13 protein-coding genes and 1 riboswitch are annotated in these 14,720 nt (G+C 44.5%); of the genes, 5 read left to right on the top strand and 8 right to left on the bottom strand.

What is annotated here, in order from left to right:
* The first annotated feature begins 112 nt into the window (after positions 1-112).
* Both cysS and AAE02nite_RS07405 read left to right on the top strand, forming a co-directional pair.
* Positions 113-1,600, top strand: a complete 1,488-nt coding sequence (cysS, locus tag AAE02nite_RS07410) for a cysteine--tRNA ligase (protein ID WP_146896534.1) — start codon at positions 113-115, stop codon at positions 1,598-1,600.
* Positions 1,590-2,591 (top strand): M28 family peptidase, encoded by a 1,002-nt coding sequence (locus tag AAE02nite_RS07405; protein WP_146896532.1) that lies wholly within the window; start codon positions 1,590-1,592, stop codon positions 2,589-2,591. The genes cysS and AAE02nite_RS07405 overlap by 11 nt, the downstream gene beginning before the upstream one ends.
* Positions 2,592-2,721: 130 nt before the next feature.
* Here AAE02nite_RS07405 and AAE02nite_RS07400 read toward each other — a convergent pair whose 3' ends face one another.
* The 4 genes from AAE02nite_RS07400 to AAE02nite_RS07385 form a co-directional block, all read right to left on the bottom strand.
* Complete coding sequence (locus AAE02nite_RS07400; protein ID WP_146896530.1) at positions 2,722-3,624, bottom strand: S66 peptidase family protein; 903 nt, start codon at positions 3,622-3,624, stop codon at positions 2,722-2,724.
* Positions 3,625-3,839: 215 nt separating this feature from the next.
* Complete coding sequence (locus AAE02nite_RS07395; protein WP_146896527.1) at positions 3,840-5,102, bottom strand: homoserine dehydrogenase; 1,263 nt, start codon at positions 5,100-5,102, stop codon at positions 3,840-3,842.
* Between the two features lie 5 nt (positions 5,103-5,107).
* Positions 5,108-6,136, bottom strand: a complete 1,029-nt coding sequence (gene metX / locus AAE02nite_RS07390) for a homoserine O-acetyltransferase MetX (RefSeq protein ID WP_146896525.1) — start codon at positions 6,134-6,136, stop codon at positions 5,108-5,110.
* A gap of 100 nt (positions 6,137-6,236) precedes the next feature.
* The gene (locus AAE02nite_RS07385; RefSeq protein ID WP_146896522.1) at positions 6,237-7,580 is read right to left on the bottom strand and encodes an O-acetylhomoserine aminocarboxypropyltransferase/cysteine synthase family protein; all 1,344 of its coding nucleotides are present in this window, start codon (positions 7,578-7,580) and stop codon (positions 6,237-6,239) included.
* A 229-nt stretch (positions 7,581-7,809) separates the two neighbouring features.
* Positions 7,810-7,911: riboswitch (SAM riboswitch) on the bottom strand.
* A gap of 263 nt (positions 7,912-8,174) precedes the next feature.
* Here AAE02nite_RS07385 and AAE02nite_RS07380 point away from each other — a divergent pair.
* Positions 8,175-9,473: a NupC/NupG family nucleoside CNT transporter gene (locus tag AAE02nite_RS07380; protein ID WP_146896520.1), complete on the top strand. Its 1,299-nt coding sequence runs from the start codon at positions 8,175-8,177 to the stop codon at positions 9,471-9,473.
* Between the two features lie 73 nt (positions 9,474-9,546).
* On the opposite strand, the gene AAE02nite_RS07375 is transcribed toward AAE02nite_RS07380, so the two are convergent.
* From AAE02nite_RS07375 to AAE02nite_RS07365, 3 genes are all read right to left on the bottom strand, one after another.
* A complete protein-coding gene (locus tag AAE02nite_RS07375) occupies positions 9,547-10,155 on the bottom strand; it encodes a superoxide dismutase (protein WP_146896518.1) in 609 nt (202 codons plus the stop codon).
* A 54-nt stretch (positions 10,156-10,209) separates the two neighbouring features.
* Positions 10,210-10,659, bottom strand: coding sequence for a nucleoside deaminase (locus AAE02nite_RS07370; RefSeq protein ID WP_146896515.1), 450 nt, complete (start codon positions 10,657-10,659; stop codon positions 10,210-10,212).
* A gap of 68 nt (positions 10,660-10,727) precedes the next feature.
* Positions 10,728-11,282 carry a hypothetical protein gene (locus tag AAE02nite_RS07365; protein WP_146896513.1) on the bottom strand — a complete coding sequence of 185 codons (555 nt, stop codon included), beginning with the start codon at positions 11,280-11,282 and terminating at the stop codon, positions 10,728-10,730.
* A gap of 398 nt (positions 11,283-11,680) precedes the next feature.
* On the opposite strand from AAE02nite_RS07365, the gene AAE02nite_RS07360 reads away from it, so the two are divergent.
* Together AAE02nite_RS07360 and aspS are read left to right on the top strand one after the other, a co-directional pair.
* Positions 11,681-11,887, top strand: coding sequence for a hypothetical protein (locus AAE02nite_RS07360; protein WP_146896511.1), 207 nt, complete (start codon positions 11,681-11,683; stop codon positions 11,885-11,887).
* A 372-nt stretch (positions 11,888-12,259) separates the two neighbouring features.
* The gene (gene aspS / locus AAE02nite_RS07355; RefSeq protein WP_146896509.1) at positions 12,260-14,014 is read left to right on the top strand and encodes an aspartate--tRNA ligase; all 1,755 of its coding nucleotides are present in this window, start codon (positions 12,260-12,262) and stop codon (positions 14,012-14,014) included.
* Between the two features lie 76 nt (positions 14,015-14,090).
* Here the strand turns inward: aspS and AAE02nite_RS07350 are convergent, their stop codons facing one another.
* Positions 14,091-14,555: an Lrp/AsnC ligand binding domain-containing protein gene (locus AAE02nite_RS07350; RefSeq protein WP_146896507.1), complete on the bottom strand. Its 465-nt coding sequence runs from the start codon at positions 14,553-14,555 to the stop codon at positions 14,091-14,093.
* Positions 14,556-14,720 lie beyond the last annotated feature (165 nt).

Here is a 14,720-nt window from a genome sequence, read left to right as displayed (position 1 = left end):
AGGCTATATATGGCTGTTTAATTTTCAATAATCTTTTATAAGCACTATAACTTAATCTTTCTCCGGACGGCTTGCTTCTAAATTCTAAAAAGAAAGTATTACTTTTGCGCCCATGCAATCGACTTTGTCTTTATATAATACGCTAACGCGCAAGAAAGAAGTTTTTCAGCCCCTGCACGCGCCTTTTGTGGGCATGTACGTGTGCGGACCCACTGTTTACGGCGAAGCGCACCTGGGCCACAGCCGGAGTGCCATTACTTTTGATGTGCTTTTCCGGTACTTGCAATATTTGGGTTACAAAGTGCGCTACGTGCGCAATATTACCGATGTCGGCCACCTGGAAAATGATGCCGATGAAGGAGAAGATAAAATTGCCCAGAAAGCCCGGACCGCCCAGTTAGAGCCCATGGAAGTGGTGCAGCATTTTACCAACCGCTACCACGAAGATTTAAAAGCGCTGAATGTATTGCCGCCTTCTATCGAGCCCCGGGCCTCTGGCCACATTATTGAGCAGATAGAACTCATAAAAGAAATAATGGCCAACGGCCTGGCTTACGAAGTGAACGGGTCGGTATATTTCGACGTGCCGGCTTACAACCAAAACCAACGCTACGGTAAATTATCGGGCCGGGTAATAGAAGATTTATTAGCCAACACCCGCGAATTAGAGGGGCAATCGGAGAAACACTCGCCGCTGGATTTTGCGCTCTGGAAGAAAGCCTCGGATACACATATTATGCGGTGGCCTTCGCCGTGGAGCGAGGGCTTTCCGGGATGGCACCTGGAGTGCTCGGCCATGAGCCGAAAATATTTGGGTCCGGAATTTGATATTCACGGGGGCGGATTGGATTTGCTGTTTCCGCACCACGAATGCGAAATCGCCCAATCGCAGGCCAGTTGCCACACCGATACTGCCAAATACTGGGTGCACAACAACATGATTACCATTAACGGACAGAAAATGGGCAAATCACTGAATAACTTTATTACTTTATCGGAGTTATTTAGCGGTAAGCACGATTTATTGCAGCAGGCTTACACGCCCATGACAGTGCGGTTTTTTATTTTGCAGGCGCATTACCGCAGTACCCTCGATTTTTCGAACGAAGCATTACAAGCGGCCCGGAAAGGTTATATTAAATTAATTAACGGCTTAAATGTATTGGATAAACTAAGCTACCCCACCGAGGAGATTGCCGTAGATCCAGTCCAGGAGGCCGAACTCCTGAAATTAACCCAGGACTGCTTTAACGGCCTGGACGACGATTTAAATACTGCGCGCACGATTGCCTCGTTATTTAATTTATTAAAAAAAATAAACAGCATTCATACCGGTGCTATTCCGTTGGGGAGCATCAGCGCCGAAACTTTTGCTTACGTGAGGAAAACTTACGCGGCATTGGTAACCGATGTACTGGGGCTGCGCGAAGAGAAACCGATTGGGGCCAATGATTTACTGGAGGTATTGCTGGGCTTTTACAAAGAGGCCAAAGCGACCAAAGATTATGCGCGGGTAGACCAGATACGGGCCGAATTTAAAAAACAGCGTATGGTAATTAAAGATATGAAGAATGGCATTGACTGGGCTTATGAAGAATAAAATTGGGATGTTGGCGGCCCTGTTGGCGCTTGGTATTGGATTAAGTAGTTGTGAATCAAATAAAAAAACCGAAACGGTAGTGGAATCTGAAGCGCCGGCCGTAGCTAACATTAGCGCTCCCGAATTCAATCCGGATTCGGCTTACGCCTATGTTGCCAAGCAGGTAAGTTTTGGGCCACGGGTACCTAATACCGCGGCGCACCAGGCCTGCGGCGATTATTTAATAAATAAATTAAAAAGCCTGGGCGCCAGGGTGCAAGTGCAAAGTTTTGAAAGTACCGCTTACGATGGCAAAGTGCTGAAGCTGCGCAATATTGTCGGTTCTTACAATACGGGCGCCGCCAACCGCATTTTATTAGCGGCGCATTGGGATACCCGGCCCTTTGCCGATAAAGATCCGGCAAATCCTACGAAGCCGGCCGATGGGGCTAATGATGGGGGCAGCGGAGTAGGGGTTTTGCTGGAGATGGCCCGGGTACTAAACACAGCCCGCAATAATCCGGGTATTGGTGTGGATATTATTTTCTTCGACGGGGAAGATTACGGCGATGCCAACGGCAGCACCGAGGAAACCTGGTGCCTGGGATCGCAGTATTGGGCCAAAAACAAGCACCAGAACGGCTACGCGGCCAATTTTGGAATATTGCTGGATATGGTAGGAGCCAAGGGCGCAAAATTTGCCCAGGAGGCTTACTCCCGGCAATATGCGCCCCAGGTAGTAAACAACGTCTGGAAAACGGCCAGCCAGCTGGGGTTTTCTGATTACTTTATTTACGCCGAGAATGGTGCCATTACCGACGACCACGTTTATATGACCCAGGGTGGCGTACCAAGTATTGATATTATCGAATACGACCCCACCAGCCCAGATGGGACATTCGGCAAATACCATCACCGGCACACCGATAATATGTCGATTATAGATAAAAATACTTTAAGAGCTGTTGGGCAAACTGTTTTGCAGGTGCTATACAACCAGTTAGCTATGTAATAAATTTATTTAGGTAGGGGGAGTTAAAATAAACCTTACAATGCAATAAGCCACCCGGAATGAAATATGGAGCATATTGCTTCATTATTTATTCCAGGTGGCTTTTTACTTAATCAGGGGCGTTTAAATATCAGACTGCCTCTGAATAAACCAGATTAGTGCCGGAGTCATCAATTTTTAAAATAGCCTTACGGCCACAGACTAAGGCCAGGTTGTGGGGCTCGTGCCCCGTAGAGAAACCAAAACAAATGGGGTAATCATATTTACCCGCGTGTTCACGTATAATTTCGTAAGCATTTTTCCCAAAGGGCACGGCATTGTCTTTCATGTCGCTCATATCGCCTACCATTAAGCCCGCCAGGTTCTTTAATTTCCCGGCCCGGTCCAGTTGCACCATCATCCGGTCGATGTGGTATAAATATTCGTCCAGGTCTTCTAAAAACAATATTTTACCCGAGGTATCTATATCGGAGGCGGTGCCTAAACAAGTAACGAGTAAACTCAAGTTGCCGCCAATCAGCACGCCTGCGGCCTGGCCGTTTTTATTTAGAACATGGGCCGGACACTGGTACGCAACTTCTTCCCCGAATAATATTCGCCGCAGGCTTTCTACCGCCTCCCCGGCACCGGGTTTGGCAAAAAGCACCGGCATAGTACCGTGGATGCTTTCCAGGCCAAAGTTATGCAGGTGGCTGTGCAGCGCGGTAATATCACTAAAGCCGATAATCCATTTGGGCTGTTGCCGGAATTTTGTGAAATCAACCTGATCGATCAGGCGCGTGGTGCCGTAACCACCGCGGGCACTAAATATGGCTTTAATAGCCGGGTCATCCAACATGGTCTGGAAATCGGCCAGGCGAACGGAATCCGGACCGGCAAACTGATGATAGCTTTCCCAAACGGTTTTACCCAAAACTACTTCCAGTCCCCAGCTTTCTAATATTTGAATGGCGGGTTCCAGGTCGGCAAAATCAACTTTACGGGCTAAAGCCACAATCGCTACTTTGTCACCTACCAGCAAGGAATTAATCATATTCAATAATTCTTAATAGGGCTCAAAGCTACTAAAAAATATAGCAGAATAATTCTGTTAGGGCTTTGGTTGAATTCAGGTATTTGTTGGGGTTTAGCCCCAGCGTGGTTAGAGAAAACCGCACCGGCTCATATTATCGTTCTGCAGAACGATAATATGAGCCGGTGCGGTTTTTTATTTAAAAATGGCCGAAAGATACAGGTGCCCACCTATATTTACTCAGCAAGCGCTTCTTTCGAAAACTTTATTTCTTCTTTGGCGGCGTGCTCGTCGGGAGCAGTTACCGATTTAAAATTGCCGGTACTTACCAGGAAAGCATCCGAAGCCCGGAGTAAATCCTGGTTCTGCAGCAACGTTTCCAGGTTTACATAGCCAATTAAATACCGGAAATCTTTGCCGCTGAATTTCTCTGAAATGCTCACAAACGGAACCTGCTGCAGCAACTTCTTATCGGAGTAGCGCAAATAAACTTTTACTTCTATGTTGTTCGAAGAGCTTACTTCGATGTGCTGCAAGTGTTTTTTGTATTCGTATTTATAGCCGTAAGTCAAAGCCGAAATATCCGAAAGAACAGCCGAACCGGTAGGGTAGCCGCCGGCGCCTTTACCCGAGAAGAATTGTTTCTCGGAAAAAGCAGCTTCCACAATCACCCCATTATTTTCGTTCTCGACGTTGTACAAAGGGTGATGGCGATCCACGAACTGTGGCATTACCAGTAAAGAAATAGTGGCGGCATCTATTTTGGTTACGTGCGGTACCAGCTTTATTTTATATCCCTTTTCTTTCGCGTACTGAATATCGTGCTGCGATAAATTCTGAATACCGATGTTGAATATATCATCGGGGTTCAGGAATAAGCCATAAGCGTGCGCCGCTATGATGGTTACTTTGTATTTCGGGTCAAAACCGCCTACGTCCAGGGTAGGGTCGGTTTCGGCGAAACCTAAATCCTGCGCTTGTTTCAGGGCTACTTCGTAGGCCAGTCCTTCGTTAAAAACCTTAGATAATATGTAGTTAGAAGAACCATTGAATATACCGCTTACTGAGTAAAGCAACTCGTTGTCGTAATATTCTTCGAGGTTACGGATGATGGGAATACTGCCGCAGCAGGACGCTTCGTAGAGGAGCGAAACATGATTTTCTTCCTGCAATTGTACGAGTTCGGCCAGGTGCTGGGCTACCATTTTCTTGTTGGCTGTCACCACGCTCTTTCCTTTTTTCATGGCCTCCGATACAATCTTAAAAGCCTCTTCGGCATCGTCTATTAATTCCACAATAATATCGATGTCCGGGTTATTCAGCAGATCGTATTTATCGAAGGTAAATGCTTCGGCGGGTAGTTTACGTTTTTTGGTGCGGTCTTTCACGCAGATGCGCGCAATGCTGGCTTTAATGCCGCGGCTGTTCAGCAAAACATCGTACAAGCCCTGTCCTACCACGCCAAAGCCAAACAAACCAATATTTAAATCTTTATGCATATCTGTTATTTTTCTACGGGTACGCCGTAAAAAGCTTCTATTATTTGAGTAAGCTGGCCGGTTTCAATCAGGAAACCATCGTGGCCATAAAACGAATCTATTTCGCGGTAAGCGGCATTATTGATGTGCTGGGCAATATACCGTTGTTCCGAAACCGGAAACAAAACATCGGAGCTAATACCAACTACCAAAGTCTTCGCTCTTATTAAACCCAAACCTTCTTCCACGCTGCCCCGGTGCCGGCCTACGTTATGCGAATCCATGGTTTTGCTTAATGATACGTAAGCGTACGCATTAAAGCGGTTTACCAGTTTTTCGCCCTGGTAATTCTGGTAAGAACTGGCCCGGAAGTTATCGGTTTTAGCTAAGTCGTTTTCGAACTGGGTTTTAGAATAAGTATCGTAATTGCGGTAGCTGAGTAAGGCCATGGCCCGGGCCGCTTTCAGGCCTTTGCTGCCGCCATCGGGTTTATGCTGGAAATAAGTTTCGTCGGCAAATATTGCTAGGCGTTGGGCTTCGTTAAAGCCAATACCCCAAGGCGAGTGGTAAGCATTGGTAGCAACCACAATCAGATTTTGGATGTGCTGCGGCTTTTGGATGGCCCACTCCAGGGCTTGCTGGCCGCCCAGCGAACCGCCGATTACCGTATGAATTTTTTCTATTTCTAAGTGTTGCCGCAGTAAATCGTGGGCCTTTACCATGTCCCGGATGGTAATGGGCGGAAAATCCTGGTAATACGGCTGACCCGTACCTGGGTTAACGGACAATGGCCCGGTGGTGCCGTAACAGGAACCTAAAATATTGGCACAGATAATAAAATGCTCTTCCGGGTTAAATAAATTCTGCTCGCCAAATAATCCTTTCCACCAATCCAGTACATCGGAATTAGCCGTTAAAGCATGGCATACCCAAATAACATTATTTTTCTCAGGATTTAATTTCCCGTAAGTATGGTACGTAATCTGGATTTCGGGTAAAGTTTGCCCGCTTTCCACCCCAAAAGGGAACGGGTACTTAAATATTTCCTGCGGCATGCTATTCCTCAATTCTGTAATAAAAACATTATTCCGGTAAATGGTTTACCGGAATAATGTTGGGTAAAATTGTTTTAGGTTTATATGTTGTAGCGCGGGCTTATTTTAAATCGTCGGCAAATAAAAATTCTTTTTCCGATAATTTCACTTTCTGGAAAGCCTGTTCCATATCGGCTTTTATGTCATCGATGTGTTCGATGCCAACAGCTACCCGCAACATAGTGGGAGTAACCCCGGCATTCTTCTGTTCCTGGTCGTTTAACTGCTGGTGCGTAGTGGCAGCAGGCTGAATAATCAGGGTTTTCGCATCGCCCATATTAGCCAGGTGACTAATCATTTTCAGGCTGTCGATAAATTTGGTAGCCAGTTCTTTGCTGCCCTTCAGGTTAAATGATAATACGGCGCCATAACCGCGTTTCAGGTATTTATTAGCTAAGTTGTGGTAAGGGCTGCTTTCCAGACCCGGGTAATTAACACTTTCTACCTGCGGATGCTGCTCCAGCCATTTGGCCAGTTCCAAAGAATTTTCTACGTGACGTTGTACGCGCAGCGACAACGTTTCGAGGCCTTGTAACAATAAGAAGGAGTTAAACGGGCTAATAGCCGGACCAAAATCACGCAGACCTTCTACCCGGGCCCGGATAATGAACTGAATATTGCCAAAAGGACCTTGGGGGCCAAAAACATCGCCGAAAACCAGGCCGTGGTAACCTTCGGAAGGTTGCGAGAACTGCGGATATTTTGGTTTGTTAAAATCGTACGTGCCGCCATCTACAATAACGCCACCAATGCTGGTACCATGGCCACCAATCCATTTGGTTGCCGATTCTACCACAATGTGCGCGCCATGTTCCAGGGGCCGGAACAAATAACCGCCCGCACCAAAAGTATTATCTACAATCAAAGGCAAATCATGTTGCTGGGCCAGGGTGGCGAAAGCTTCAAAATCCGGAATATTAAAGCCGGGGTTGCCTATGGTTTCGAGGTAAATGGCTTTGGTATTCTCGTCGATTAGTCGGGCATAATTTTCTATTGCATCACCTTCGGCAAAACGGGCCTCAATACCAATGCGCTTAAACGATACTTTAAACTGGTTGTAAGTACCGCCGTAGAGGAAAGAGCTGGTTACAAAATTATCGCCGGGCTGCATAATATTATTCAGGGCAATAAATTGGGCCGCCTGCCCCGAAGCTACCGCTAACGCCGCTACCCCACCTTCCAGCGCCGCAATCCGTTTTTCAAAAACATCGGTGGTGGGGTTCATGATGCGGGTATAAATATTGCCAAACTCTTTTAAGGCAAATAAATTGGCTCCGTGCTCGGCGCTGTTAAATACATAAGAAGTAGTTTGGTAAAGCGGTACGGCCCGGGAACCGGTAGTAGGGTCAACCTCCTGACCGGCGTGTAACTGAAGGGTTTCAAATTTTAGATTTTGAGTGGACATGCTTTTTATAATTTTTATATTGGGTTATTATAATAGCCTTAAATTTAATTTTATTTGGCTGTAATAAAACAGAGCAGCCGCAAATATAGGAAAATACCCTAGCCACTAAAGTTGCAACAGCAACAACAGCCAACTGAACTGGGAAAACGAGTAACAGAAATAAAAGCCTCACCTGAATTAGGTGCAGCAAAGAATAAGGCTGTATAGGGCGGTTTTTTCATTTTTAATTAATTTATATTTCCCATTACTGGGATAGGATTTGGCACCTTTCAATTGGATGAGGTTGCCAGAGGGTCGCGGAGCCTATTCTCTCGCCTCTTCTTTATAAATCAATCCTGCAAAAAGGAGGAAAGCGTATTACGGCTGCAAAGTAAATAATTTTACTACAATATATTAGTTTTTTTTCTATAAAAATCTTTTTAGCACCTGGCCTTCTTCCAAAACCGGTAGAATAATTTATGCCCTGATCCCTCCTTTAAATATTTGTAAGTAAGGCCTTAAGTATCATTATCTCTATCCGCGTCTACGGTGCCAGTTGTTTGTTTTGAATAGAATATGCAGTACTTTTGGAGCCTTTTACAGGAATATAATTTTATGGGCATAATCAGAGGTCTGCTGGGCCTGGTGGTATTAATTAGTATTGGTTATTTGTTCTCCACTAACCGAAAAGCCATCAACTGGCGGCTGGTAGTCGTGGGCGCTGGGTTGCAGATTTTGTTCGGTTTTCTGGTAACCAAAGTCCCGTTTATTACAAGTATTTTCGAGTTTCTGAGCAGGGCGTTTGTGCGGTTGCTGAGTTTTTCCAGTGCCGGGGCTGAGTTTCTGTTTGGTAACCTGGCCAATCCGGCCGCTAATGGCGGCTTGGGTTATATTTTCGCTTTTAATGTGCTGCCTACTATTATTTTCTTTTCTACGGTTTCGGCCGGCCTTTATTATTTAGGCGTGCTGCAAAAGGTGGTGTATAGCATAGCCTGGATTATGTCGAAAGGGATGCGCTTATCCGGGGCCGAGAGTTTATCGGCGGCAGGTAATATTTTTCTGGGCCAGACGGAGGCCCCTTTGCTGGTAAGGCCTTTTATTAACAACATGACCAAGTCCGAACTGATGTGTTTGATGACGGGTGGTATGGCTACGCTGGCGGGCGGGGTACTGGCGGCTTATGTTTCCTTTTTGGGAGGAAGTGACCCGGCGCAGCAGGCTATTTTTGCCGCGCACCTGCTTACAGCTTCTGTCATGAACGCGCCGGCCGGTATTGTTATGTCTAAAATGCTGGTGCCCGAAACCGAAATAGACAAAATCAACACCAATTTGCAGGTAAATAAAGAATCGTTGGGCGTAAACTTTATCGATGCTATGTCCATAGGGGCGGCCGACGGGTTGCGCCTGGCTTTGAACGTGGGCGGTATGCTGCTGGCGTTTATTGCCATTATTGCCCTGTTAAACTATATTTTAATAAAGTTTGGCGGCTTAACCGGCCTGAACGAACTGGTGGTAGCCAGTACCAACGGGCAGTTCAACGGCCTTTCTTTTCAATATTTATTGGGGCAAATATTTCGGGTATTTGCTTTTCTGATAGGTATTCCGTGGGCCGATACTTTACAGGTAGGTAGTTTGCTGGGGCAGAAAACGGCCATTAACGAGTTTGTAGCTTACCTGGACTTATCTAAAATGAAGGAGGCGGGAACCCTCAGTCAGAAATCTATTATTATGGCTACTTACGCCTTGTGTGGTTTCTCAAATTTTAGTTCTATTGCCATCCAGATTGGCGGCATTGGTGGTATGGCGCCCGAACAGCAAGGTAATTTATCCCGGTTAGGGTTGTATGCCTTGCTGGGCGCATCGGTAGCCTGTTTAATGACGGCCACCGTAGCGGGTATCTTGTATGAGTTTTAGCCTTGTGGAGGTAGCTTGCATAAAAAAAACTCAACTGGGTCAGATGAGCTTTTTTTATGCATAAAACGTAAAATTATTTACCCTGCGTAAAGCGGCGGTTTACTTCGGCCCAGTTAATTACGTTAAAAAAGGCCGAAATATAATCCGGACGGCGGTTCTGGTATTTTAAATAATAAGCGTGCTCCCAAACGTCTAAGCCCAGAATCGGGAAGCCATTGCAGTTATCAACGCCCATTAACGGGTTATCCTGATTGGCACTGGAGCAAATTTGTACCGAATTGTTATCCATTTTGCAAAGCCAGGCCCAGCCGGAACCAAAGCGGGTAGTAGCAGCTTTGGTAAATTCTTCTTTAAATTTATCGTAAGACCCGAAAGCCGCATTAATGGCTTCTGCTACCGGACCATTAGGTTCGCCGCCGCCATTGGGGGCCAATATTTGCCAGAACATGTTGTGGTTGTAATAGCCGCCACCATTGTTCCGCACGGCAGGAGAGCCCTGACCAGCTTGTTTTAATATTTCTTCTATCGATTTGCCTTCCAGTTCGGTGCCCTGAATTGCGTTGTTTAAGTTGGTGGTATACGCCTGATGGTGTTTCGTGTGGTGAATTTCCATGGTTTGGCGATCGATGTGTGGTTCTAACGCATCGTAATCGTAAGGTAATTGCGGAAGTTCAAATGCCATAGTTTTATTTTTTAAGGTTGAATATTTATTTACGTAACAGTTCAAAGATAGGCCCTATATCCTTTTATTCAAAAAGAAATCCGTCATAAGATTGGCGCACTCGTGGGCCAAAATACCGCTCTCGGTTTCGGTTTTCGGATGAATTAAGTTACTGCCAAACCTCCGGAAACCTCTTTTGGGATCGGTAGTAGCAAATACAATTCGTTTTAATTGCGCCCAGTAACTGGCGCCCGCACACATTACACAAGGCTCTACTGTAACGTACAACGTACAATCTTTTAAATATTTATTGCCTAAATGATTAGAAGCGGCGGTAATTGCCAATACCTCGGCGTGGGCGGTTACGTCGTTTAATTTTTCGGTTTGATTATAGGCTTTGGCTATAATTTTATTATTACAAACCACCACCGCCCCAATCGGAATTTCGCCTTCTTCTCTGGCGTACAAGGCTTGTTTATAAGCCTCTTTCATGTAATATTCGTCGCTGAAAACTGATAGCACCATTAAAAATTATAAAGTTTAAAAGCAGGCCGTACCCGAACTATATTCAGAAAAATTGGGAATGCTGGAATTTAACTTACTTTAACTGATTCCATTATTTTATTAGCTGGTTTTTCCCAGGAAGGTTTCAAATCGATGGGTACATTAATCGTAAAAATATACAGCTTCTCGTTAAAAATGGTATATTGTACAATGGTGTACCGCCGGATAGGAGCCAACCGGTTAGTCTTACGATCTTCGTCCCGCACAGTTGAGGTAAATTCAAAAATAACAAAATCCTGGTTTCTGATTTTCTTAATTTCCTCCCGCATGAACTTAATATCCGAATATTTATTCTGAATACTGGTTTTGTAAAACTGCTGCACCATTTTCAGGTCATCTTTATGAAACATACTGGGCCGCTCGGTTAATACAAAATCGACCAGCCGGTTAGGGCTGGTATAGGCCGCCAGCGGTTTGCGGGGCGAAGGATATTTAGACGCAATAACCTCATCGGGCATTACGGCAAAGTCCTGGGGCAGCGACACCGAAATATTTTTGGTGATATTTACGGTTTTAAACTTTGGCGCTACAAAGCCTGCTAATAGAACCAGGAGTGTCGAAAAAATTAAAAAGTACTTCATCATATTTAATCAAAACGAATTTGTAAGCTATAACCTTTAAAGAGGCAAATACATTGCCAAGGATATTTTTAGCGTTATACAAAAGTAGGTAGAAGTTTCATTTGTCGCGTATTTATTCGGCAATTAAGAGTAGCGTAGCAGGTAGTATTTGCAAAATTATATTTAGGGTATTTTGGCTAAATTGTACTTACCTGTTTTATGCTTTATTAATTTTTAAATATTAGGTTTAATTTTAGTTGAATATATATAGTATTTTCTATTTTTTTGAAAAAATAAGCAGAATTCATTTGGAGTTATTTGGGTGGTATGATACCTTTACCAGAAGTTTATGTTTAGTAAAGTAAGAGAAAGTACAACTTACTGTTCTTTTTATTTTTAAAGGACTAAATGATTAGGTGATTATGCGGCGGTTTAGTGCAAAACAGAAAAAAGAGCTTTACAGTTTAACTTCTTTATTATTTCACTTACTGGTATTTATTGTTCTCCTGATTTCATTAGGTACCGATGCCGATGATGAAGTTCGGGTTAGTACCCGCAAAGTTAATACCCCCAAAGAAGCACCATCTGCCATGGGACGTTTTTTTGCCAGTGCTCACCAAAAGATGTAATCGCTTTAGTGCTCATCTGCTAATCCATACTCCTTAAAATCCCGCCGACTTTATTTCTCTTTTTTTCATTCCCTTCTGTTCCTGCTGCTGCCGAATAATTTTTTATAAAAAAAAGAAAGCTATTTGAAAATAATAGCTGCGGCAGTATTATTTATTTTCTTTAAGTTTAACCGGTTTTTAAACAGCTTCTTTTATTTAAGCTAAAATATTGCGCACAGCTGAAGTAAATTGGTATAAAGATTAAGAAATTTTTAATTTTACCCGAAATAAAATCAACTTAAATTTGGTCAGTCGGGGCCGCCCGGCCAGTTATTAATTACCGGTAAACTAGCAAAGGGTCATTCATATCATCTATAATAATCTTTTTAATTTATGCTTAGAACACACACCTGCGGAGAATTAAGAATAACACACGTGGGCACCGAAGTGGTGCTGGCCGGTTGGGTACATAAAACCCGCGACAAAGGCGGCATGATGTGGATTGACCTCCGCGACCGGTACGGATTAACCCAGCTTAAACTGGAAGAAGGTGTTACAGCCCCTGAAATATTAACCGCCGCCCGCGAGTTAGGTCGGGAGTATGTTATACAGGCCCGTGGAGTAGTAATTGAGCGCATTTCTAAAAACGATAAACTGGCTACCGGCGATGTAGAAATACAGGTGCAGGCTTTAACGGTACTAAACCCGGCTAAATTGCCGCCCTTTTTAATAGAAGACGATACCGACGGCGGCGATGACCTCCGGATGAAATTTCGCTACCTGGATTTGCGCCGCAATGCCGTGCGCAAGAACCTGGAGCTGCGGCACCAGATGATGCAGCAAGCCCGCGCTTACCTCGATGGCAGCGGTTTTATTGAGGTAGAAACGCCCGTTTTAATTAAATCTACGCCCGAAGGCGCCCGCGACTTTGTGGTGCCCTCGCGTATGAACCCCGGTGAGTTTTACGCCTTGCCGCAGTCGCCGCAAACTTTTAAGCAGCTTTTAATGGTTTCGGGTTTCGATAAGTACTTTCAGATTGTAAAGTGTTTTCGCGACGAAGACTTACGGGCCGACCGCCAACCCGAATTTACCCAAATAGATTGTGAGCTTTCTTTTGTTTCGCAGGAAGATATTCTGAATACCTTCGAAGGTTTGGTAAAGCATCTTTTCTCCAAGGTAAAAGGTTTGGAAATAACTGATTTTCCACGGATGACTTACGCCGATGCCATGAAATATTACGGCAACGATAAGCCGGATACCCGCTTTGAAATGAAGTTTGTGGAACTGACAGATTTGGTAAAAGGAAAGAACTTTAAGGTTTTTGACGAAGCTGAATTAGTAGTGGCTATAAATGCCGCCGGATGCGCGGCTTATACGCGTAAGCAGATAGACGAACTAACCGATTTTGTAAAACGGCCGCAACTAGGCGCCACCGGCTTAATCTATGCCCGCGTAGAAGCGGATGGTGCCATAAAATCATCGGTAGATAAGTTTTTTAACCAGGACGATTTACAAAGCTGGGCTGTTGCCACGGCTGCCAAACCCGGCGATTTAATATTGGTATTAGCCGGTGCCCCGGATAAAACCCGCAAAGCCTTATCGGAGCTGCGCCTGGAAATAGGAGAGCGTTTGGGATTGCGCACTAAAAATAAATTTGCACCGCTGTGGGTATTGGATTTCCCGTTGCTGGAGTGGAACGAAGAAGCCCAGCGTTATTTTGCCATGCACCACCCGTTTACGTCGCCGAAGCACGAAGACATTCATTTACTGGACAGTAATGCGGGTGCGGTACGAGCCAATGCTTACGACATGGTAATTAATGGCGTGGAAGTAGGAGGAGGTTCTATCCGGATACACGAACGAACCCTGCAGGCGGCCATGTTTAAATTGCTTGGTTTCACCGACGAAGAAGCCCAGGCGCAGTTTGGTTTCCTGCTGAATGCGTTTGAATACGGCGCTCCTCCGCACGGCGGCATTGCTTTCGGTTTCGACCGGCTGTGTTCTTTGTTTGGTGGTGCCGATTCAATCCGCGATTTTATTGCCTTTCCTAAGAATAATTCCGGCCGTGATGTAATGATTGATGCGCCTGCGACGATTGCACAGGAACAACTAGATGAATTGCAAATTCAACTTCAGGCAAAAAAATAATTAAAATAGGTTTATTAATTCAGGACCGGGTTTGGCTATTTAAGTATTTAAGAGCCAGGCCCGGTCCTGATTAATTTTAAAGAAGCTGAACAGGCCGGTTGATGCTTTCTTCCAGCGAAATAAAGGTTTCGGTGCGTTGTATACCCGGCACCTTCTGAACTTTATCGGTTAAGACATTTTTCAGGTGAGCGGTGTCCTTGCAAATAAGTTTAGCAAACATACTCCATTCGCCGGTGGTGTAATTTACATTTACCACTTCCGGTATTTTCTTTAATTGTTCCAGCACTTCTACATACATCGAGCTTTTCTTTAAGTAAATACCTAAAAAGGCGCTTATATCGTAGCCGAGGTTAGAATAATTAAGCTTTAATTGGGTTCCGGTTACAATACCCATTTGCTCCATTTTCTTCATCCGGACGTGCACGGTGCCGCCCGAAACAAATACTTCTTTTCCTACATCAGCGTAGGCCATTTTCGCGTCATCCATCAAAAGAGACAGGATTCGAAGGTCTGTATTATCAATTTCTAAATTTTTGAGCATATTTTTGCCGTGTTTTTGATTTGATTTAACAAAAGTAATATAAAATTTAAAATAACATAAATATTTAGGAATTTATTTAATAAATTTTGAAAATAACCAGAGCCTATATATCTTTGAAAAAGAAAAACACACTGTAGGGTGTTGAAACTGGCAGACAAGCCCTCC

This window comes from Adhaeribacter aerolatus, from assembly GCF_007991635.1.
Lineage (GTDB): Bacteria > Bacteroidota > Bacteroidia > Cytophagales > Hymenobacteraceae > Adhaeribacter > Adhaeribacter aerolatus.
The sequence above is the reverse complement of the archived record's forward strand: the minus strand, read 5'-3'. Positions and strand labels throughout refer to the sequence as shown.